Annotated in this window: 13 protein-coding genes; 8 read left to right on the forward strand and 5 right to left on the reverse strand. The window is 71.7% G+C overall.

Translation table 11 applies throughout. From position 1 onward, the window contains the following. Positions 1-386: 386 nt before the first annotated feature. The gene (locus tag ACGF3I_RS00005; RefSeq protein ID WP_393128185.1) at positions 387-3,104 is read right to left on the reverse strand and encodes an AAA family ATPase; all 2,718 of its coding nucleotides are present in this window, start codon (positions 3,102-3,104) and stop codon (positions 387-389) included. Positions 3,105-3,587: 483 nt separating this feature from the next. Here ACGF3I_RS00005 and ACGF3I_RS00010 point away from each other — a divergent pair, with 483 nt between their 5' ends. The 6 genes from ACGF3I_RS00010 (at position 3,588) to ACGF3I_RS00035 (ending at position 12,293) form a co-directional block, all read left to right on the forward strand. Further along, positions 3,588-4,403 carry a class I SAM-dependent DNA methyltransferase gene (locus ACGF3I_RS00010; RefSeq protein WP_393128186.1) on the forward strand — a complete coding sequence of 272 codons (816 nt, stop codon included), beginning with the start codon at positions 3,588-3,590 and terminating at the stop codon, positions 4,401-4,403. 261 nt (positions 4,404-4,664) lie between these two features. Continuing rightward, the gene (locus ACGF3I_RS00015) at positions 4,665-5,831 is read left to right on the forward strand and encodes a radical SAM protein (protein ID WP_393128187.1); all 1,167 of its coding nucleotides are present in this window, start codon (positions 4,665-4,667) and stop codon (positions 5,829-5,831) included. Further along, complete coding sequence (locus ACGF3I_RS00020) at positions 5,828-7,090, forward strand: MFS transporter (protein WP_393128188.1); 1,263 nt, start codon at positions 5,828-5,830, stop codon at positions 7,088-7,090. The genes ACGF3I_RS00015 and ACGF3I_RS00020 overlap by 4 nt, the downstream gene beginning before the upstream one ends. Before the next feature lie 172 nt (positions 7,091-7,262). After that, a complete protein-coding gene (locus ACGF3I_RS00025; protein WP_393128189.1) occupies positions 7,263-10,517 on the forward strand; it encodes a lantibiotic dehydratase in 3,255 nt (1,084 codons plus the stop codon). Positions 10,518-10,579: 62 nt separating this feature from the next. Further along, entirely contained in the window at positions 10,580-11,467 is an 888-nt protein-coding gene (locus ACGF3I_RS00030; RefSeq protein ID WP_393128190.1) for an NAD-dependent protein deacetylase, read from the forward strand. A 277-nt stretch (positions 11,468-11,744) separates the two neighbouring features. Then, positions 11,745-12,293 (forward strand): GNAT family N-acetyltransferase, encoded by a 549-nt coding sequence (locus ACGF3I_RS00035; RefSeq protein WP_393128191.1) that lies wholly within the window; start codon positions 11,745-11,747, stop codon positions 12,291-12,293. 263 nt (positions 12,294-12,556) lie between these two features. Here ACGF3I_RS00035 and ACGF3I_RS00040 read toward each other — a convergent pair whose 3' ends face one another. Beyond that, the gene (locus ACGF3I_RS00040) at positions 12,557-14,752 is read right to left on the reverse strand and encodes a hypothetical protein (RefSeq protein ID WP_393128192.1); all 2,196 of its coding nucleotides are present in this window, start codon (positions 14,750-14,752) and stop codon (positions 12,557-12,559) included. Positions 14,753-15,036: 284 nt separating this feature from the next. Here ACGF3I_RS00040 and ACGF3I_RS00045 point away from each other — a divergent pair, with 284 nt between their 5' ends. Next, on the forward strand, positions 15,037-15,663 hold the full coding sequence (locus ACGF3I_RS00045) for a hypothetical protein (protein ID WP_393128193.1): 627 nt from the start codon (positions 15,037-15,039) through the stop codon (positions 15,661-15,663). Positions 15,664-16,401: 738 nt separating this feature from the next. Here the strand turns inward: ACGF3I_RS00045 and ACGF3I_RS00050 are convergent. Together ACGF3I_RS00050 and ACGF3I_RS00055 are read right to left on the reverse strand one after the other, a co-directional pair. After that, positions 16,402-16,878, reverse strand: coding sequence for a hypothetical protein (locus ACGF3I_RS00050; protein ID WP_393128194.1), 477 nt, complete (start codon positions 16,876-16,878; stop codon positions 16,402-16,404). A 240-nt stretch (positions 16,879-17,118) separates the two neighbouring features. After that, positions 17,119-17,481 (reverse strand): DUF805 domain-containing protein, encoded by a 363-nt coding sequence (locus ACGF3I_RS00055; protein WP_393128195.1) that lies wholly within the window; start codon positions 17,479-17,481, stop codon positions 17,119-17,121. 467 nt (positions 17,482-17,948) lie between these two features. Here ACGF3I_RS00055 and ACGF3I_RS00060 point away from each other — a divergent pair, with 467 nt between their 5' ends. Further along, complete coding sequence (locus tag ACGF3I_RS00060; RefSeq protein ID WP_393128196.1) at positions 17,949-18,077, forward strand: hypothetical protein; 129 nt, start codon at positions 17,949-17,951, stop codon at positions 18,075-18,077. A gap of 230 nt (positions 18,078-18,307) precedes the next feature. Here ACGF3I_RS00060 and xdhC read toward each other — a convergent pair whose 3' ends face one another. Next, on the reverse strand, positions 18,308-19,123 hold the full coding sequence (xdhC, locus tag ACGF3I_RS00065) for a xanthine dehydrogenase accessory protein XdhC (RefSeq protein ID WP_393128197.1): 816 nt from the start codon (positions 19,121-19,123) through the stop codon (positions 18,308-18,310). Position 19,124 lies beyond the last annotated feature (1 nt).

Genomic DNA, 19,124 nt, shown 5'->3' on the forward strand with positions numbered 1-19,124 from the left:
GCGCCCCGGCCCGCGGCGCGGGGGGGGGGGGGGGGGGGGGGGGGGGGGGGGGGGGGGTGTTGGGGGCGGGGGGGGGGGGGGGGGGGGGGGGGGGGGGGGCGCGGGGGGCGGGGGGGCGGGGGGGGGGGGGGGCCCCCCCCCCCCCCCCCCCCCCCCCCCCCCCACCTCCTTTTACGTGTCCACGCCCCTTTGCGTGTCCACCCACGCGTACGTGTTCACCCGCATTTCGGATCGGGCTCATTACGGTCCGAGATGCGGGTAGGTGGACCGGGTGGCCGTGGCGCGGTGTCCGCGCACGGGAACCGCGCCTCCAGGAACCGCGTCACGGCCCGCCCCGAATTCAGCAGGCCGTGATTCGACCGGCCGTCATCCAACAGGCCGTCACATCAATCCAGTTGGAGATGCGGAAGCTGGCGGCGCGAGGTGATGTTGAGCTTCGGGTAGATCTTGTACAGGTGGTAGCCGACCGTGCGGGGGCTGAGGAACAGGCGGGAGCCTATGTCCTTGTTGGTCAGGCCCTGTGCCGCGTAACGGGCGATCTGGAGTTCTCGCGGGGTCAGTCCCCGACCGCTGGAGGACGGCTCGGAATCGGGTACACCGGCCGCGCGCAGTTCCGCGTTCGCCTGCTCCGTCCACGGCGCTGCCCCCACCGTGTGGAAGTGCTCCACGGCTTGGTGGAGGTGGTGACGGGCGGCAGTGATGTGGCGTTGGCGGCGCAGCCACTGTCCGTACAGCAGATGCGTGCGGCCGGTTTCGAAGCCGGACGCGCAGGGCGCGGCCAGCGCCTCGGAGAAGTGGCGGTCGGTGTCCTGCGCCGGGGCGAGCAGGGCCCGACAACGATGCCATCCGGCGCGCAGCGAAGGGGAGTTCCGCGGATCGGCCTGCTCCTCGAACTGGCGAAGCGCCTGCGCCGCCCGTTCGGCCTGCCCCACGCGGACCAGCGCTTCGACCAGGTCGGGCAGCACCAGCGCGCTGAGCATGAAGTGTTCGGCGGTGCCGCCCCGGGTGGTGACTTCGCTGAGCGGGCCGACGGCCTGCCGCGGCCGGCGGCCGGCGAGGGCGTCCAGACCCTGCGCCCAGCGCGCCAGGGCAGCCGCGGAGGCGGCCCGGCGCGGGACCGACTCCGCCAGGGCCGCTTCAGCCAGCTCGTGGCAGCGGACGGAATCGCCCTGGGCGGCGGCGAGGCACGCCAGCAGCGCCTGGAGGTGGCACCGGGCGGTGGTCTGGCCCGTATCGGTCGCGAGGGTGAGTCCTTGCTGGCCGAGTGCCACCGCGTCGGCCCATTGCCCGGTGACCAGCTGCGCCGCCACGAGCGAGGTCAGCGCCACCGGCATGGCCCCCACGGCGCCGGCCGCGCGCAGCGCCTCGAAGGTGCGCCACTGCCCGTCGAGGCCGGCTTCGCCGTCGCCCATGAGGTACGGCACGAACAGGGGAGGCCACACGAGCGGCCCGAGACAGGTGCTCGTCGGCCACTCCTCGCCGGGAGGGCAGATCGCCGCCCCCGGCTGGGCGGGCGCGTCCGGGCTCGCGGGCGCGCCTCCCATCCGGCGTAACTGATGGAGGAGTTGGGCCCTTTCCGGTGTCACGTCCAAGGTGAGTCCGGCCAGCAGCTCCGCTATCTCCGCCAGCTTCGCGGGCTCATTGGCCCCCCAGGCGGCCCTCGCCGCCAACAGCAGTGATTCGGCGGCCAGTTCGGGGGCTCGGGACCCCGCGAGCCGGGCACTGCGCATGAGAGTGTCGCAGGCGGGGGTGAGCGCACTGCCCGCGTGCAGCATGGCTCCGCGCACACGGGCCACCCGGGCTCGTAACTCCGGTGCGCGGACCAGGGATTCGGCATCCTTCAGCAGCGCACTGGCCTGGGCGGGTTCGGCCGCGGCCCAGGCGCATTCCGCTGCCTCCACCAGCCACCGGGCCGTACCGGCCGGAGTGGAGGAGAGCGTCGCGGCCCGGCGCAGCGCACGGACCGCGGTCGTCACGCCGCCGGTGTGCCGGGTGCGGTCGGCGAGGTTCGCCAAGAGGTGGGCGACGGAGTCGTCGGGCCCGGTGGCGTAGGCCGCCAGATGCCAGACGCGCCGGTCGTCGCCCGGGTCGAGCGCGTCAGCCAGGGCCCGATGGGCGGCGCGGCGTCGACTCGGCGCCGCGCCCTGATAGGTCGCGGATCGCGTCAACGGGTGGCGAAAGCGCACCTGTTGGCCATTCAGGGTGATGAGGCCCGCGCGGGCGGCGCCGGTCAGTTGGTCCATGGCCGCGTCCTCGTCGCCGGCCGCGCTGAGGAGGGTGGGAAGGTCCCCGTCGCGTTCCGCCGCCGCGAGCAGCAGGGGGAAACCGTATGCCGCGACACGGCCGCAGAAGATCTGCCGTACGCACTCGTTGAGCGGCAGCTGGTCGGGCAGCGCCTGGACTCCGGTGAGTTGGTCGTCGCTGAGCGCGGACGGCAGTTCCGCCAGGGCCAGCGGGTTGCCCTGGGCTTCGGCCAGGAGACGCCTGCGCACCGAGGGGGCCGCCCTGGGCGCGTACTGCTCCAGGAGGCGCCCCGCGGCAGCCGTGGGCAACGGTCCCAGCCGCAGCTCCCGCGCCCCCGCGACACAGGCGGGCACGTCCTCCCCGTCGGGGACGGCGAGGACCATGGTCACCCGCACCGGCTCCAGCCTGCGCGCGGTGAAGGCCAGCGCTGCCGCCGATGCCGCGTCCAGCCACTGCCCGTCGTCCACGAGGAGCAGGACGGGCGCGTGCCGGGCCGCTTCGGTGAGCAGGGCAAGGACGGCGAGGCCGACCAGGAGCGGCTCGGCAGGCGAGGAGTTCATGCCGAAGGCGCCGAGCAGCGCGTCGGCCTGGCGGGCGGGCACCGAGCCCAGCAACGGGAGCAGGGGATGCAGCAGTTGGTGCAGCCCGGCGAACGGCAGCTCGGCCTCGCTCGTCGTTCCGTCCGCCCACAGGACCCGGGCGGGGGGTGGCACCTGCTTCGCCAGACTGGTCAGCACCGCGGTCTTGCCGATGCCGGCTCCGCCGCGCAGGAGTACGGTGCGGCTCCGAGGAGTCCGTCCGGGGCCGGCGTCGATGAGGCGCAGAAGTTCTCGTAACTCTCGGTCTCGCCCTGCCAACATGGCGATGCTCACCTTCTACGGGTCGCTTCGTGCTGGACATCGGCGCGCCCCCGACACACCGTCGTGCGGTTCGTGCGGAGTCGACGGCCACCGGCCCCGGTCGCGCTGCCAGAAGCGGCAGGACGCGCATCGGACTCCTGCACGGAAAAGGCTTCCAGCGTCCGCTAACGAAGCCCTAGCGGCCGATGAGAGCCCGTTGACAGCGTCGGCTTGCGTATCCCCCCTCCGTAGACCGGAACCCACGCCGTCACGCGCGGGCACGTCCACCTGAAGGGAGGGCCAAACGCGCCCAACAGTGCCCATACCGCGCCGACTTGACGATTTCTTGACCGTCACCCGGCCACGCGAGGACCAGTCGAATGACAGATACCGATGACCTGTCGCCGCCCAGCAGAGTGATGACCACGGACAGCGCACCGGCCCCGGAAACCGATCCGGAAGCCGGGGAACGTCCCATCAGTGGCGCCGATCGAGGGAGAGGGTATGACGGTTGCGGAGACGGGAGGCGCCGCGTATGCCCTGGCGACCTATGAACCACTCGCCCGCTTCTACGACTTGTTCACCCGGCACGACGACTACCCGCGGTGGTGTGCGCTCCTCGACGACCTGCTGCGCCGGCACGGGGTGACGGGCCGACGTCTCCTGGACGTGGCGTGCGGCACGGGCAAGAGCACGGCCGCGTTCCGCGATCTGGGATACCAGGTGTCCGGCATCGACCTGAGCGCGGCGATGATCGCCAAGGCCCGCGCCAAGGAGGCGAACCGCGGCATCGCCTTCCAGCAGGGCGACATGCGCAGCCTGCCGGGTCCCGGCTCGGACCACGATGTCGTGCTGTGCATGGACGACGCCGTGAACAACCTCCTGGACGAGACGGAACTCGGCTCCGCGCTGGAGGGCACGGCCCGCGCCCTGCGCCCCGGCGGGATCCTGCTGTTCGACGTGAACACCCTGTACACGTACCGGAGTTGGTACGCGTCCGACGAGGTGACACAGGAACCGGACGCCGTCTTCGTCTGGCAGGGCCACTGCCCGCCCGACCATCCGGCGGGTGGCCTCGCCCGGGCCGACCTCACGGTCTTCGCCCGGGAAGGCGCCGGCCCGCTGTGGCAGCGCTTCGACGCTCCGCACGTGCAGCGCCACCATCCCGAGACCGTCCTGCGCCGGGCGCTGCGCTCGGCCGGGCTCGACGCCCTCGGCGTCCTCGGCATGCGCCCCGGGACGGCCACCGTGGACGAAACGCTCGACGAGGAGCGGCACCACAAGGCGATCGTCATCGCCCGTCGGCCCCTCACCGGCTGACCCACGAGTTCCGGCCGCCCCCGGGTGGCCGGTGCACCAATCACCATTTCCCTTCATCGAAAGGAAGTACTGATCATGGAGCACACCGAGGAGACCATCGTCGTTTTCGACACCGAGGAAGCCGCTGACAGCTGTGGCGTCCGGACCGGCACGAAGGCGCGCTGATCCCGGCCCGGGCAGGGTCCGCCGCTCCGGTGGGCCCTGCCCGGGCTCAGCCGCATCCCGGGCCTTCCACACCCTGCCGTGCCGAGACGAGGATCCATGCGACTGATCAGAGGAGAGGCGAACTGGTGGTGCCTGTCCGGGCGGAAGGTGGCCAAGCTGCCATCGTCGGCCGTGACGCAGGACGGCGCACTCACCCCCGGAGCACGGGCCGAGCTCGACGGCACGGGCTTCTTCACCGCACCGCCGGTGGACCGCTTCCATTTGACCGTACTCACCAGCAGCGCCTGCAACCTGGGCTGCGCCTACTGTTTCCAGAACACCGGGGCGGCTCCGGAGGGAACGTACCGTCCGCCGCGCATCCCGCAGATCAACATCGGCGCCCCGGTCATCGAGGAAATCCTGGACTTCGCCCGGGACCGTATGGCGGCGGCCGACCTCGACAAGCTGCATCTGCTGCTCTTCGGCGGTGAACCGCTGCTCAACCGGCAGGGCTGCTACACCCTGCTCGAACGGGCCGCCCGCCACGGCCTCGCCTCGGCCGAGATGATCACCAATGGCACCCTGCTGACGGCCGACACCGCGCGCACCCTCGAAGGTCTTGGGCTCGGCCGGGTGCAGATCACCTTCGACGGCGCCCGGGAGCACCACGACCGGAGCCGGGTGAACCGGATGGGCCGCGGCACGTACGACAAGATCGTGCGGAACGTCTCGCGCAGCGCCGAGGCGACCGGCATCGCGTGGCACTTCCGCATCAACGTCGCCACCCCGTCGATCGACGGCATCGACGCGCTCATCGACGACCTCGCGGCCCACACGCCCACCGAGCGGTGCGCGATCAGCTTCGCCACCGTCGACGACGTGGGTGTCGGCTACGCGTACGCCCCCGCGGCCACCGCCGCACTGGCGCAGCGGCGCAAGGGCTGGAACGCCCGGGCGCTGGCGCACGGTTTCTCCGTCCCGCTCCCCCAGTCCATCAGTCGCTGCCCCTACTGCGCGCTGCGCGGTGGCGCGACCGGCGCGGTCGTCAACGCCGACGGCACCCTTTACAGCTGCTGGGAGTCCGCGGGCAAGGAGGGCTGGGAGGTCGGCGACACCCGCTCCGGCTACCTGCCCGACGAGGTCATCGCCCCCCGCTGGGTCGCCTGCGACTACGACGTGCGGCTCACCCCCGAAGCGGCCCGGGCCGAGGAACGGATCGGCGACGAGGTGGACGCCGCGCTGCTTGATCTGATGTACCTCAGTGGCAGGCTGAGCTCCACGTGAGCGACGTGCCCCTCGCCGCACCGGTGCGGACCGCGAACCGCGACGACATTCCCCCTGCGGCACGCGGTCCGCTGGCACGTCTCGCGCTCGCAACCTGGATCTCGACGGTGGGCGACAGCTTCACCACGGTGGCGCTCGCTCTGGCGGTGGCCGCTCTGCCCGGTTCCGGGGCCGGCGCGGTCGCCGCCGTCACGGCGCCCGTCGTGGCGGGCACGCTCACGAGTGTGCTGGCCGGGGGCGGGCTCTGCGACCGCTGGAGCCCCCGGTCGTTGATGGCCGGCGCGGAACTGACGTGCTGTGCGGTGCAGACCGCCACCTTCGTGCTGCTGATGACGGAGCCGGGTACCGGCATGCTCTGGGCGCTCGGCGCGCTGTCGTACGCCCGAGGTCTGGCGAGCGGGGTCCTGGGACCCGCCGCCCGGGCGGCGCTGCCGCGCGTGGTGCCCGCGCACGCTCTGCGCCGCGCCAACGCCGTGCTGCGCACCGGGATGTCGTTGAGCCTGATCGTCGGCCCGGCACTGGCGGGCTGGTGCGCCGCCGCCCTCGGCACCGCACAGGCGATCGCCGCGGACGCCCTGTCATGCCTTCTCGCGGCGGCTCTGCTGTACCGCCTCCCGGTGCCCGTCGCGGCCCAAGTCGGCACGCCGGCCCGGGGGTTCAGGCGCGAGCTGCGCGAAGGCCTCGCCGAAGTCGTGGGCCGGCGTTGGCTCCTCCTGGTCATCGGCCAGGCCGCCGCGCTGAATCTGGTGGCTCTCGGACCCCTGCAAGTACTGGCTCCCCTCGCGGCCCAGGAGCACTACGCGGGGGCGCGAGGGTACGCCGCGTTCCTCACCAGCGCGGGCATCGGCGCGGTCCTGGGCGGAATGCTCATGCTGCGCTGGGCGCCCGGACACCCGGTCCTGCTGTGCTCGGCCGCGACGGCGGCCTTCTGCCTCCCGCTCCTCGGCCTCGCGGGACACGGCCCGTCGTGGCTGGTGATGGCGGCCTACGCTCTGCTCGGCGTGGCGGAGGCGGTCTTCGCCGTTCTGTGGTCCACCGCGTTGCAGCGCGATGTGCCGCCCGAGGTCCTGGGCCGGGTGAGCGCCTGGGACTTCCTGGGGTCCTTCGCCTCGCTGCCGCTGGGCATGGCTCTGGCCGGACCCGTGACGGCCGCTCTCGGCCTCGACCACACCCTGCTGACCGTGGGGGTGGCGGGTTGCGGTGTCGCCGTGGCACCGCTGCTGTGGCCCCGCGCGCGGAGCGCCCTGCGAGCCGTGTGACACCCGCGCCATGGACGGCACCCGTTCGCCGACGCGTCGCGCACCCGTTCGCCGACGCGCCGCGACCCGTTCGCCGACGCGCCGCGACCCGTTCGTCGACGCGTCACCACCCCCTGCACCCGGCGATGCGACGCGCCCCCTCCCCACGCTTCCGCTTGCCCGAGGAGATGCCATGCCCGCCGCCCAACCGCCGATGTTCTCCTGCGCGCAGACGGTGACGGTCCGGCTGCCCGTACGCCCGCGCGCACTGATCCGGCAGTACGGGGTGCCCGCGGCACCCTGCCTTCTGGACGAGAGCGGGCTGTCCGTGGCACCCGGCACCTCGGACGAGCACGACCAGTTGGCCGACTACCTCACCACGGCCGCCCAGGACGAACTCCTCCTGGAGGCCATCACCCTGTCCAGCCCCTCGCTGCGGCAGCGACTCGACCGTCTGCGCACCGACCCACCCGGCGACCTTCGCCCCTGCCCGGCCGCCCTGCGCAAAGCCGCGCGCGCCGTCGCCGGATACCAGCTGCGGATGGCGTCGCGCCCCACCCCGTTCGGCACCTTCGCGGCCGTTGCGCTCGCCCGCATCGGCGCGCCGGGCGAGAGCGCGCGGGTCACGCTGGGCGAGGCCCACCGACGAGCGGTACGCCCGGACGCGCAGTGGCTGCTCACCCTGGTCTCCCAGTGGGAGCAGCGCCGCGAAGTCGCCGACCGGCTGCGGGTGGTGGTCAACTCGCTCGCCGCGGTGCGCGGCGACCGGCTCGTACTGAGCCATGTGGCGTCCCTCAAAACCGAGCGCCTGGTGCGAGGCACGGCGCAGGACACCTTCTTCGAAGTGGCACTTCCACTCAACGAGTTGACCGCGGCCGTTCTTGAGTCAGCCCAACACCCCGTTATATTGCGGGAGTTGAGGGAGGCGTTGGGCACACACTTCGCACAGGACGCGGTCGACGCGGCCCTGGCCCTCCTGGTACGGCGGGAGTTCCTGCTGACCGAGGCGCGCCCGGCCGCACACGAGCAGGACCCGATCGGCGCCGTACTCGACCGGCTCCATGGCATCCCCGGCATGCCCGAACTCCCGGCTCTGCGGGAGGTACGCGCCTCGCTCGCCCGGTACTCGACCGTCCCACCGGGTGGCGCGCTCCGCGCCCTGGAACGGGCCCGCGAGGCCATGCGCGAGCTGCTGCCCGGCGAACCGACGCCCCTCCAGGTGGACCTGGCCGCAGACGCGGACATCGCGCTGCCCGCCGAGGTGGCGCGCGAGGCGGAGCGGGCCGCGGAGGCCCTGTGGCGACTTTCGCCGCCCGGCCCGCCTCCTCATCTACAGGCCTACTACGAGGAGTTCACGGAGGCCTACGGGACCGATGTGGCAGTTCCGCTCCGCGAGCTCCTCGACCCGGACACGGGCCTCGGCCCGCCGCAGGACTACCGGCACCCACCGACGCTGCGCCGGCGCACGGCGACCCCTCCTCCCCCGGAGACGCCGGAGCGGGCGCGACTCCTCGCCGACCTGGTCTTCCAGGCGGTCCGCACGGGCAGCCAGGAGGTGACGCTCGACGCGGAGTCCTTCCGCCGGCTCGACCGCACCGCCACGGACGACGACGCCACGGGACCACCGCCCTCCACGGACTTCCCCGCCCGCCTCCTGGCCCGAAGCACCGGCGAGCTGGACGCGGGGGACTTCCGGCTGTGGCTGACCACGGGACCGGGTTCGGATCTGGCGGGCGCCGCGTCGACCCGCTTCGCCCACGCCCTGGGGCCGGCCGGGACCGAGTTGCTCGCCGACGTGGCACGGCGCTCGGCCCTGCGGTACTCCCCCGCACTGACCGCCCAACTGGAGTGCCGCCCCACCCCGTTCCGCAGCGAGAACATCGCACGGCTGCCGCGCTGGGCGGACCACCGCCTGCCCGTCGGCCTGTACGCCGACCCCGCCGATCCGCTCACCATCGACCCGTCGGACCTGGCGGTGGTGGCCGACGACCGTCGTCTGCGGCTGATCTCGCTCAGCCGGGGCTGCGAGATCGTGCCGCTCTCCTTCCACATGCTGGAGTTCGAACGGCACGCCCCCAACCTCGCCCGGTTCCTCACCGAGCTTCCGCTGACCGGGGTACGCCCCTGGCGCAGCTGGGACTGGGGCGCCCTGTCGGCGGCCCCCTTCCTGCCGCGCGTCCGGCGCGGCAGAACCGTACTCGCCGCCGCCCGCTGGCGCCTCGATGCCCACCTCTGCTCATCCACTCCGCCCGAACCGCGTTCCTGGGCACGGGAGTTCACAGCTTGGGCGGAGCGGTCCGAGCTGCCGCGCCGCGTGCTCCTCGGGAGCGGCGACCAGCGCGTGGAGATCGACGCGAGCCGCGCGGCCCATGTGGAGCTGATCCGCCGGGAGGCGGCCCGGGGGCTGCCGCTCACGCTGGAGGAGGCGCCCTTCCTGCCCGGCCCGCGGGGCCCCGATCCGGGGGACGGCTGGCTGACCGGTCCGTCCGGCGCCCACAGCAACGAGGTGGTCTTCCCGCTGCTCACCCGTCCACCCGTCGCCACGTCCCGCCCCCCACGGGCACAGCCCGTCCAACCCCCGCACCTCGTGGGCGGCCCCTGGCTCTACGCCAAGCTGTACCTCGCGTACGAACGGCACGACGAGGTGATCGCGACCCATCTGCCCGGTCTGCTCACCGACCTCGGCGACCACGCGGACCGCTGGTTCTTCCTCAGGTACGGCGACCCGGATCCCCATCTGCGGTTTCGGTTCCACGGCAGCCCCGAGCGGCTCGCACGCGAGGCGCTGCCACGCCTGCACGCCTGGGCCGGCCGGCTGCGGGCGGCGGGGCTCCTGCGGCGCATGGTCGTGGACGAGTACCGGCCGGAGACGGCACGCTACGGCGGCCCGCAGGCGCTCGAACTCGCCGAGAGGGTGTTCCAGGCCGACAGCGAACTGGTGTCGGCCCAGCTCGCGGCGCTGCGCGCCGGCACACTCCACGGCGATCCGATCGTGCTGTGCGCGGTCAACCAGCTCGACGCCCTGCGCGCGGTGGCCGGCCCCGAACCCTGGGCACCCTGGCTCCTGGCGCGGTACCCGCGCGTTCCGCACACGGCGTCCTCCCGGAATCGGCAGCGGCTCCTGGACCAACTCCTGGACGAAGCAACCGACTTGCCCGCACCCAGCGCCCCTGCCCCTGCCCCGACGCTGGCACGTCTCACCGGCCCCGGCCCTCTCGCCTCGGCCTCGACGGCCCGCGCCGAAGTGCTCGCCGAGTACGGACGCGCACTGCGGGGTCTCGGCCGGGGCCTCACGGCCGAGGAGGGGCGGGCCACTCCCCTGCCGTCGATCCTGCACCTCCACTACAACCGCGCGGTGTGCATCCCGCCCGCGGCGGAGGACACGGTGCTGGCCCTGGTCCGCAACGCCGTACAGACGCGTCTCGACAGGCGGGCCCGGCAGCCGTGAGGGGAGGACCGGGTCTTGACGCCCGACGGCGGTGCGGCAGCCCGTTCCGTACCCTGGGAGGCATGCGCATGCGTCCCACTCTCAGCTGGACCCCCACCGGGGAGGTCTCGCCCGGCACCACGGATCTGGGGCCGATCACCGACGCGCTGAGCAGCGGGGGCGTGCTGGTGCTCAGCGGAGCGGGCATTTCGACGGAGTCGGGCATCCCGGACTACCGGGGCGAGGGCGGGAGCCTGAGCCGGCACACCCCGATGACCTACCAGGACTTCACCGCGAGCGCCCAGGCCAGGCGCCGGTACTGGGCGCGCAGCCACCTCGGCTGGCGCACCTTCGGCCGGGCCCGCCCGAACAGCGGGCACCGGGCCGTGGCCGCCTTCGAACGGGCCGGTCTGCTAGCCGGCGTGATCACCCAGAACGTCGACGGTCTGCACGAGGCCGCGGGCAGCGAGGAGGTCGTGGCGCTCCACGGCAGCCTCGCCCGGGTCGTCTGCCTCTCCTGCGGCACGATCAGCCCGCGCCGCGAGTTGGCGAAGAGGCTGGAGGAGGCCAACGCGGGGTTCGAGCCGACGGCAGCGGCCATCAACCCGGACGGTGACGCCGACCTCACCGACGAGCAGGTCCGTGACTTCCGTGTGCTGCCCTGCACGGTGTGCGACGGCGTGCTCAAGCCGGACGTGGTGTTCTTCGGCGAGAGCGTGCCGCCGCGGCGGGTCGAACAGTGCCGCGCGATGGTCCGCGAGGCGTCCGCCCTGCTGGTCCTCGGCTCCTCCCTCACGGTGATGTCCGGCCTCCGCTTCGTCCGCCAGGCGGCCGCGGCCGGCCGGCCGGTGCTGATCGTCAACCGGGACCCGACCCGGGGCGACCAGCACGCCGTCACGCGCGTCACCCTCCCCCTGGGCGCGGCCCTCACCGCGGTCGCGGACCAGCTGGGCGTCACGGTCGGCGACTGAGTCCCGATCTCGGACCGGCCGGGCGTCGCTGTGGTCGGCTGAATCCTGCGGTTGCGATACGGTCACAGGTCTGGCCATGGAGCACGGGACGGGGCTGGCCCTGGGACCCGACGGCGAAACGATGTACGTCACCGGTGTCAACTACACCGAGGATCCAGGGGCGTTCCTCCAGATCGTCGCCTCTGACGTGTAGCGAGGGCAGCCTCCGGCCGATGTGGTCGGCCGGCCTGCCCGGCGGCTAGATTGCTGATCATCAGCCGTACTGACCGGAGGTCTTGTGAGCGTCCACCTGGCTGTGGAGTCGACGCCGTCACTGCCTGCCCTGAGGCTGCGCCCGTGGCAGGCCGACGACGTCGATGCCCTCGTGTCCGCCCATCGGGACCCTGAGCTACGCCAATGGTTGATGGGCGTGATCAGCAGCGACGTTGATGCGCAGCACTGGATCGACCGGCAGCGCCAGGGCTGGGCCGCCGGCGATCGATTCAGTTTCGCCGTCGTGGAGGACGGAGGAACAGGCGTCGCTACGGCGCTCGGCCATGTGACCGTGAAGACCGGGAAGGACGGCTCCGCGGAAGTGGGCTACTGGACAGCGGCGGAAGCCCGGGGGCGGGGCCTGGCCTCGCGGGCCCTGGAGTCCGTCGTGCAGTGGGCCTTCAGCGACCGTGCGCCGTTGTCGGTGGCACGCCTGGATCTGCTCCACTCCGTGGGCAACCGTGCCTCATGCCGGGTGGCTGAGAGGTGCGGCTTCGCGCTCCAGACGATCCTGCCCGCCCAGCCGCCCGCGTTTCCGACCGAAGGTCATCTGCACGTCCGCCACAAGCCCTGAGGGCTCCTGTGCGTCGCGATCCAGCGGGTGAGGGTGACAGCCCGCTTCGTCCGCTGCCCGGGGGGGCAGGATGAGGGCGCCCGATGGCGGATCGGCCTGTTCCAGGGCCCGGCCCGGTGCGGCCCGGCTCAGGTCGGGCGGACGACAACGCCGGGTGCCCTGGGGCACCCGGCGTTGTCGGAGGCGAGGAAAGCGAAGGGACTAAGTCGTCGAAGAGTGAGAAGGAAGCCCCTTCATGGCCTCGCCAAGGCCAACGTTAACAGTCACTCCGGGATCAAGTCCCGCAGGTTTTGCGGGGTGATGATCCGGGACTCGGGATGCAGCCCCTCAGGACGTTCCAAGCCGATGTACGTGACGGGGCCCTCCGGCACCTCGGAACCGTCCCACAGCGTGGTGACCGTGGTCCCGCCGCCCATCAGGTCGGTGAGGTGGCGGACCGTGAGGTGCTCGCGTCCGACGATGCCGCGCAGCAGCGCGGCGACCGTCACGCGGTTGCCTTCGACCCGGTTCGCGTTCGGAGCGCCCCTGAGGTACAGGTGGAGCCACTTGGCGTGCCAGCGCCCGTCCTCCGCGCGTACGAATGCCAGAGGCAGCGCCACACGGCCCGGGCCACGCAACTCCGACTTCAGGCGCACGGTGCGCGGCTCGAAGGGGCGGCCCCGCTGTTCGGCGTCGCGCAGCATGAAGCCGAAGAACGACTCCTCGGTCTCCTCGAAGCCCTCGCCCGAGTAGATGTTGACCTGCGGGACGATGAAGGTGCCGCGCGCGGCACCGAGGCGCATGTTGATGAACTCCGTTGCGCCGTCGGGGGCGTTGGTGATGTCGCCGGAGTGCTCGCCTTCGAGTTCGGTGAGGGCGGTGTACGACAGCCAGGCGATGGTCCGGAACCGGGCGTCCAGCATGAGGGCCGACAGGTCGTAGTCGGTGGGGGTGCCGGTCTGCTTCCAGTACACGAAGAACCGCAGCAGTTCGCCGTCGATCAGGGAGAGGGAGCCGCGGGGCAGCACACCGAGGCCGGCCGTCGTCGCTTTGCCGCTCAGCGGGAGCGCGACGTCGAGGATGTCGGGGTCGATGAGCAGGTGCCCGGGTGCCGGCAGCCGCCGGCCGACCTCGGCGTCGATCGCGGTGAGCAGGCGGGCGCGGTCTGCGGCGGCCATCGGGGCGCGGGTGTCGTCGGTGACCCAGGCGCGGCCCAGGCGGTTGACGAACACGCGCTGCTCACCACCGTCGCGCGTCTGCGGGCGATTGTGCAGGTGCTCGCGCACGGAGAGCAGGACCCGCCCGGCCACCTGACCGACCACCTGCTCAGCCGCCGCGATCACCGCCTCCCGTTCCGCGGCGGTGGCGCTGGTGCGCAGCAGCCGGTCCAGGGAGCGGAAGAGTCGGCCCGGCGCGGCGGTGAGCAGCCGTGCGGCTGCGGTGACGTCGCCCACGTCCAGCAACTCCTCGACCCGACTGTCGAAGGACCGGGCCTCCTTCTCGCCCCGCGCGACGGCGAACACATCGGCGGCGTGCGGCCAGCGCGCCCGGTACTCGTGTGCGTGCAGACGCTCGCCGAGCCGCTTGAACGCCTCGCGGTGCGCGGCCACGTCGGCCAGTTTGGCCGGAGAGGCGGCGACGACGGAGTCGAGCACCGCGAGCAGGACGCGGCGCACCCGGCGCGACGGTGAGCGGAACCGGGTCGGCTCCTGGAGTGTCACGTCGCCGTCCGACAGCGCGCACGCCAGCCGGAGCACATCGGTGACGGTGCCCACCAGAAGGTCGGCTCCGGCCTCGATCCGGGCGCGGTTGATGACGGCACGGCTTTCCCGCATCGGGATCACCGCAGGCTGCGGGCCTTCCACACAGTGCCCGGCGAGAGCCGCAAGGTCGCGCAGACCCTCGTCGCCCAGCGGCGTCGCGCTGCCCGCCAGGTCCTGGTAGAGCGCGCTGATCTCGTCCTCCAGAACGCCGCCGAGGTGCAAAACGGTCACGCGGTCGCCCGCTGCGGCGAGCAACTCGTCCTGCGCGGCGAGCAGTTCCGCATACGTGTGCTGATAGCTGCCGTACGAAGGCAGGGTCAGGAGATCCACGACGCCGGTGCTGAGCTGGGCAAGCGTGCCCGGGCGGGACACGTCGTCGGCCAGCGCCTGGACGATGCACTGCTGCCAGAACGTGTCCGTGTCCGGCACGTTGGAAGGGAAGTCGATGAAGTACGCGTTGTGCCGGACGTGGTCGCCGACCATCTCACGAACGGTGTCCAGCGTTCGTACGGCCGTGTCGATGACCGAGTCCTCGGACACCGCCGAGAGGTGCTTCAAGAGGTCTGCCGAAAGCTTGAACCCGACGGACATCAGCACCACGTCGAACTGCCGAGCCACGACATCTCCGCGCCTGGCAGAGCCGGGGGCGGCGGGACTGGGGACGGCGGGGACGCGGTGGGTGTGCCGGGTGACCAGGGACTGGAGGCGGTGGACCATCCGGCCATGCTCCCAGGGCCGCATGAATCAGCGCATTCGGGTTTTTCGGATTACGGGTGGCCCGGCCCGCCGGTGACCGGTCTTGCTCCGCCCTGAAGAGTCGCCCCTCCACGGCCGGGGCGGCGACCACGGGTCGCCGAGGACTGGCTGCGTGCCCCGGATGTCAGGCCATGACGGGTACGCCATAAACTCCGACGGCCGCATATCGGCGTATTCAGCAACGGCGTTCGCGTGCCCGCCGGTTCAGAGTCTGCATGCTTTCCGATTGCTTTGGGGGATATCGAATGTCCAGGTTGATACGGGTACGCGCGGGCTCCGTGCTCGGGGCTGCCGTGCTGCTCCTCACGGGTTGTTCGAGCGGCGCGGACGGCGGCGGGACGCTGAGTGTGGCGCGGATCAAGGAGCGGGCGAAGGCCATGGGCAGCGGCGGCGCTGCGAAGTGCCCGGTGGCGTACGACATCGCCGCGGCAGGCAAGGCCGCGGGCTACGGCGACCGGGCCGGCGCGAGCCCGGAGCGGCCTGCGGCGACGGCAGAGTTCGACGGTTCGCCCGATTCCCCGATCCGCCAGTCCGACGGAGCCCTGATCGACTGCGTCTACCGCGTCGGCGCTCAACCGCTGCACGTCTATACGGTCGGGACTGGCAAGGGATCGGCGCTCAGCCTGATGGCGCCCCTCATCCAGCGCGACGCCAAGATGTCCACGGCGGAGCTGATGCCGTGGATCGACAAAGCGATGAAGAGCGAACGCAGTGTGCCGGTGACGACACCCGGCCAAACCGTGGCGACGGTCCGACTGCCCGTGGACGGCGCCGGGGACGCGGTTCTGGTCGCCAGCCTCGGCCCCACCGGAAGCGCCGATGCCCAACTGGGGCGCCTGGCCAGGAACCTGGCAGAACAGGCGAGATCCTGAGGGATTATTCCTCAACTGCCTTTCGTGGCCTCTGCCCGCCGCGACAGCCTCGGAAAACGGATGCAGCATCACTTGGGCGTCTGGCATCATGGTTTCCATGATCTTTTGTCCAGAAAGCGATGTCGCGTAGACGACCCCGCGCACTGCGCGCTGAACAGCGTGTATCTCGCGGCTGGGGATCGACCCCGCCGTTCCGCATTCACGGCCTTTCCACCAGAGCGAGCCTGGCCGTGCACCGGGTTGAGTACCTGAGCGGCAGTTTCTACATCCATCCAGGCGCGACTGACCGCGCGTTGCGGTGGTACCGCGAGTTTCTGCACCGCCCAGGCAGACGACCTCTGTACCCGCAGGAGTCTTTCTGCTCATGCACCTGGTGCTCCTTCCACGACGTTCGGCACGCACGCGACGTGCTGGAGGAGGTCCTGGAGAGGCTGCCCCAACCAGCCCATGCCGAGCTCGGCCAACTCGTGAAGTCCTGGGACACGGTGTTCTTGCGCCGTACGTTGCCGGACCCCTTCGCGCATCGGCGCCAGTGGCGGACAGAGTTCTGGTGGTATCGCCGCCTGACCGACAAGTCGACGTGGGGGTGACGGCACTCTTGTGGCGGGCCCACCGGGTATACGTCAACTGACTCATGGCGACGGGATGGCACCCGATGACACCTGGGCATCCGCAAAAGCATCAACTAAGGCCGGCTGAGCGTTGTCCCGTGAATGATCTGCGAGGCTGCGAATGCCGCTACCCCATGACCGCGCGAGCCGCATCCAGAAACACCAGCCGGTTGTCCTCCAAGTAGTCGCGCACGCTCTCGCCGTCGGGCAAGCCTTCCCACACCGTCCGGTTGAGGTCGAGGAAATACGCGCGTGCCGCGTCGTGCACCGGCAGGGGGAACTGGATGCGGATGAGCCGCTCCGCGACCCACAGCCTGTTCATGACGTCCCGGGTCGCGAGGAACCAGGCGTCGGTGTCCTCCCACTCGGCAGGTCGACTGAAGGCGGAGCGTTCGGCCTCGGCCCCCACCTCGATGAACCGCTCGAGCAGCGCCAGCCGTTCCCCGCGCCGGGCCTCCGACAAGGCGATCCGCTGCCGTTGTTGTTCAGCGCGTTCCGCCGAGAGTTGCGTCCTGTGCTGGACGAGGTAGGACAACGACCCGCCGAGGACAACGCCGCCCAGCGATATGAGGGACACCCAGACTTGACCTGACATGGCGGTCATCGTGCCATGCCGTCGATCTTCGAAACGATCCCGCTGTGGCTGGTGGCACGCAGCGTCCGGGCCGTCCTCGGGGCCTGCCGTCCTGGGGGCCCATGTACGCCCGCTTGTCGACCCCTCGGGCCGGACGGCTCGCGCTCCAGCCCCGCGAGCGGCTCACCCGGGCACACCGCACCGCGCGGCATGGCACAGGCCCCGCCGATCGCCGGGCGTGGCATCAACGGGGCCTGTATGTAGGGCGGTTCAGATCGCGGGAAGCGGGTCCGCCGTGCCCGGGTACGGGCCGTACGACTCGTCCGTCGAGCTCTCCGACGCGCACAGGATGAGCAGCCAGATGTAACCGATGCCGGGGATCATCCCGACCAGGACCATCCATCCGGAGCGACCGCTGTCGTGGAGGCGGCGCACAGTGACCGCGAGCGTGGGCAGCCACGTCGCCAGGACGTAGAGGTAGACGGGGATCGAACCCAGGTCGAGTGCCGCCTGCGCGATCATGATCGCCACCATGATGACGGCGTCGATCAGCCAGAACCACCAGTATTCGCCGCGAGTGGCGCGGCCACTGAACGTGGCGTACTTCTTCAGGACATCGGTGTAGTAATGCATGGTTGATCCCCCCACGGGACAGTTGGATGTACTTGTCCCGAGCGGGCAAGCCAAGAGGAGGAACGTAAGCCACAGATAAAGACGGGGTCAAACGGCTATTGACGGACTTCCAGCAGCACATGCGCCGGAGCTGTCCCGCGCCGCCCCGGGATCACGCCGCTCGTCCTTGTCGCTCTCGGACGTGATCGGCCGCAGCCCGCCCGCCGTACTAGGTGCGCCCGCCCGTCGCGACAGCCGACCCCGGCGCCCGTACACGGCCGCGCGACTCTCGCAAGTCGCTTGCGTGCAGGCGGGGTTGCTAGTCATCTGGCGGTCAGGTGATCGCGCCGGAGGTGCGCGGTCCGAGAGGCCTTCGGGAGGCGTCATGAGTGGAAGCCGTGGTGATCAGGACGGGCAAGTGGGCGGGGACTGGTCGAGTCCGGGCGACCCCGGGAACCCGATGCCGGCTCCCGAGCCGGAGCCCGACGATGACTGAAGCCCCTCCGGGAGGGCGGTTGGCGAGTCTGGCCGTCGAGCTGCGGGCCGCGTGTGCTGCCGAGATCGACGGCCGGACGGTCGGGCACTTCAACGGCCTGCCCTGGCTGCGCCAGGCCTGACGGCCCCATCTGAGGCCTCCTGGTGACTGCGCCTGGCCCAGCCTGCACAAGGCAGACCCGCGCCACCCACCATGGCCCACCTCACCCAGCCTGCGCGAGGCAGCCCCGCTCCCCTCACCCGCCCGCCCCCGCGGCTCCGCACGACAGAACTGATGCCGACCAGCTCATCCAGTGCCCCCGGCGCAGTCAGGTGCAGGCGCAGGCGGGGCAGCGTCGGCCCGCCCCGCGGCCTAATCAGCGACCCCCTCCCCATCGAACACGCGAAGCAACTCGGCCGCCGCGCTCAGCGCGATCACCGCCGGCTCCTTGCCCGTGATGCCGCTCAGCCCGATCGGGGTCTTGATCCTGGCGATGGTGGCCTCGTCGTGGCCGCCCTCGGTGGCCAGACGGCTGCGGAACCGCGCCCACTTGGCCGCCGAGCCGATCAGCCCGATGGAGCCGAGGTGGGAGGTGCGCAGCGCCGCGTCGCACAAGGCGGCGTCCTCGGCGTGGTCGTGGGTCATGATCAGGACGTGGGTGCCCCGCGGCAACTCCTCCAGCACCTCCTCGGGCAGCAACGGCGTGTGGTGCACATGTACCTGCGCCACCGCGTCCGCCAGCACGCCGAGACGCTGGTCGGTGAGGGTCTCGGCGCGGCTGTCGACGAGGTGCAGGTCGAGGTCCTGGCGGGCCAGGATCCGGGCCAGTTCGAGACCGACGTGGCCGACGCCGAAGATCGCCACCGCGTTCACCACCGGGAGCGGTTCCAGCAGGACCGAGACCGTACCGCCGCAGCACTGCACGCCGTGCTGGTTGGTCACCTTGTCGTTCAGGGCGAAGTCGAGCAGCTCGGGTTCGGGCTTGCCGGCCTCGATCATCTCCCGGGCGCGGTCGGTGGCGACGGCCTCGACGTTGCCCCCGCCGATCGAGCCCCAGGTCCCGTCCCGTCCTACGACGAGTTTCGCGCCGGCGTCGCGCGGGGCGTGGCCGCGTACGGTCGCGACGGTCACGAGCACGCCGGGCTCCCGGCGTGTCCGCAACCGCGCGACCGCGGCGATCCATGTCATG

The sequence above is a fragment of the Streptomyces sp. NPDC048111 genome (genome assembly GCF_043202815.1).
GTDB lineage: Bacteria > Actinomycetota > Actinomycetes > Streptomycetales > Streptomycetaceae > Streptomyces.

What these genes read in the sequence shown, in the direction of transcription:
- ACGF3I_RS00005 (WP_393128185.1), bottom strand. Translation starts at nt 3,104, where the DNA reads ATGTTGGCAGGGCGAGACCGAGAGTTACGAGAACTTCTGCGCCTCATC.
- ACGF3I_RS00010 (WP_393128186.1), top strand. Translation starts at nt 3,588, where the DNA reads ATGACGGTTGCGGAGACGGGAGGCGCCGCGTATGCCCTGGCGACCTAT.
- ACGF3I_RS00015 (WP_393128187.1), top strand. Translation starts at nt 4,665, where the DNA reads ATGCGACTGATCAGAGGAGAGGCGAACTGGTGGTGCCTGTCCGGGCGG.
- ACGF3I_RS00025 (WP_393128189.1), top strand. Translation starts at nt 7,263, where the DNA reads ATGCCCGCCGCCCAACCGCCGATGTTCTCCTGCGCGCAGACGGTGACG.
- ACGF3I_RS00030 (WP_393128190.1), top strand. Translation starts at nt 10,580, where the DNA reads ATGCGCATGCGTCCCACTCTCAGCTGGACCCCCACCGGGGAGGTCTCG.
- ACGF3I_RS00040 (WP_393128192.1), bottom strand. Translation starts at nt 14,752, where the DNA reads ATGGTCCACCGCCTCCAGTCCCTGGTCACCCGGCACACCCACCGCGTC.
- ACGF3I_RS00045 (WP_393128193.1), top strand. Translation starts at nt 15,037, where the DNA reads ATGTCCAGGTTGATACGGGTACGCGCGGGCTCCGTGCTCGGGGCTGCC.
- ACGF3I_RS00050 (WP_393128194.1), bottom strand. Translation starts at nt 16,878, where the DNA reads ATGACCGCCATGTCAGGTCAAGTCTGGGTGTCCCTCATATCGCTGGGC.
- ACGF3I_RS00055 (WP_393128195.1), bottom strand. Translation starts at nt 17,481, where the DNA reads ATGCATTACTACACCGATGTCCTGAAGAAGTACGCCACGTTCAGTGGC.
- ACGF3I_RS00060 (WP_393128196.1), top strand. Translation starts at nt 17,949, where the DNA reads ATGACTGAAGCCCCTCCGGGAGGGCGGTTGGCGAGTCTGGCCGTCGAG.
- xdhC (WP_393128197.1), bottom strand. Translation starts at nt 19,123, where the DNA reads ATGACATGGATCGCCGCGGTCGCGCGGTTGCGGACACGCCGGGAGCCC.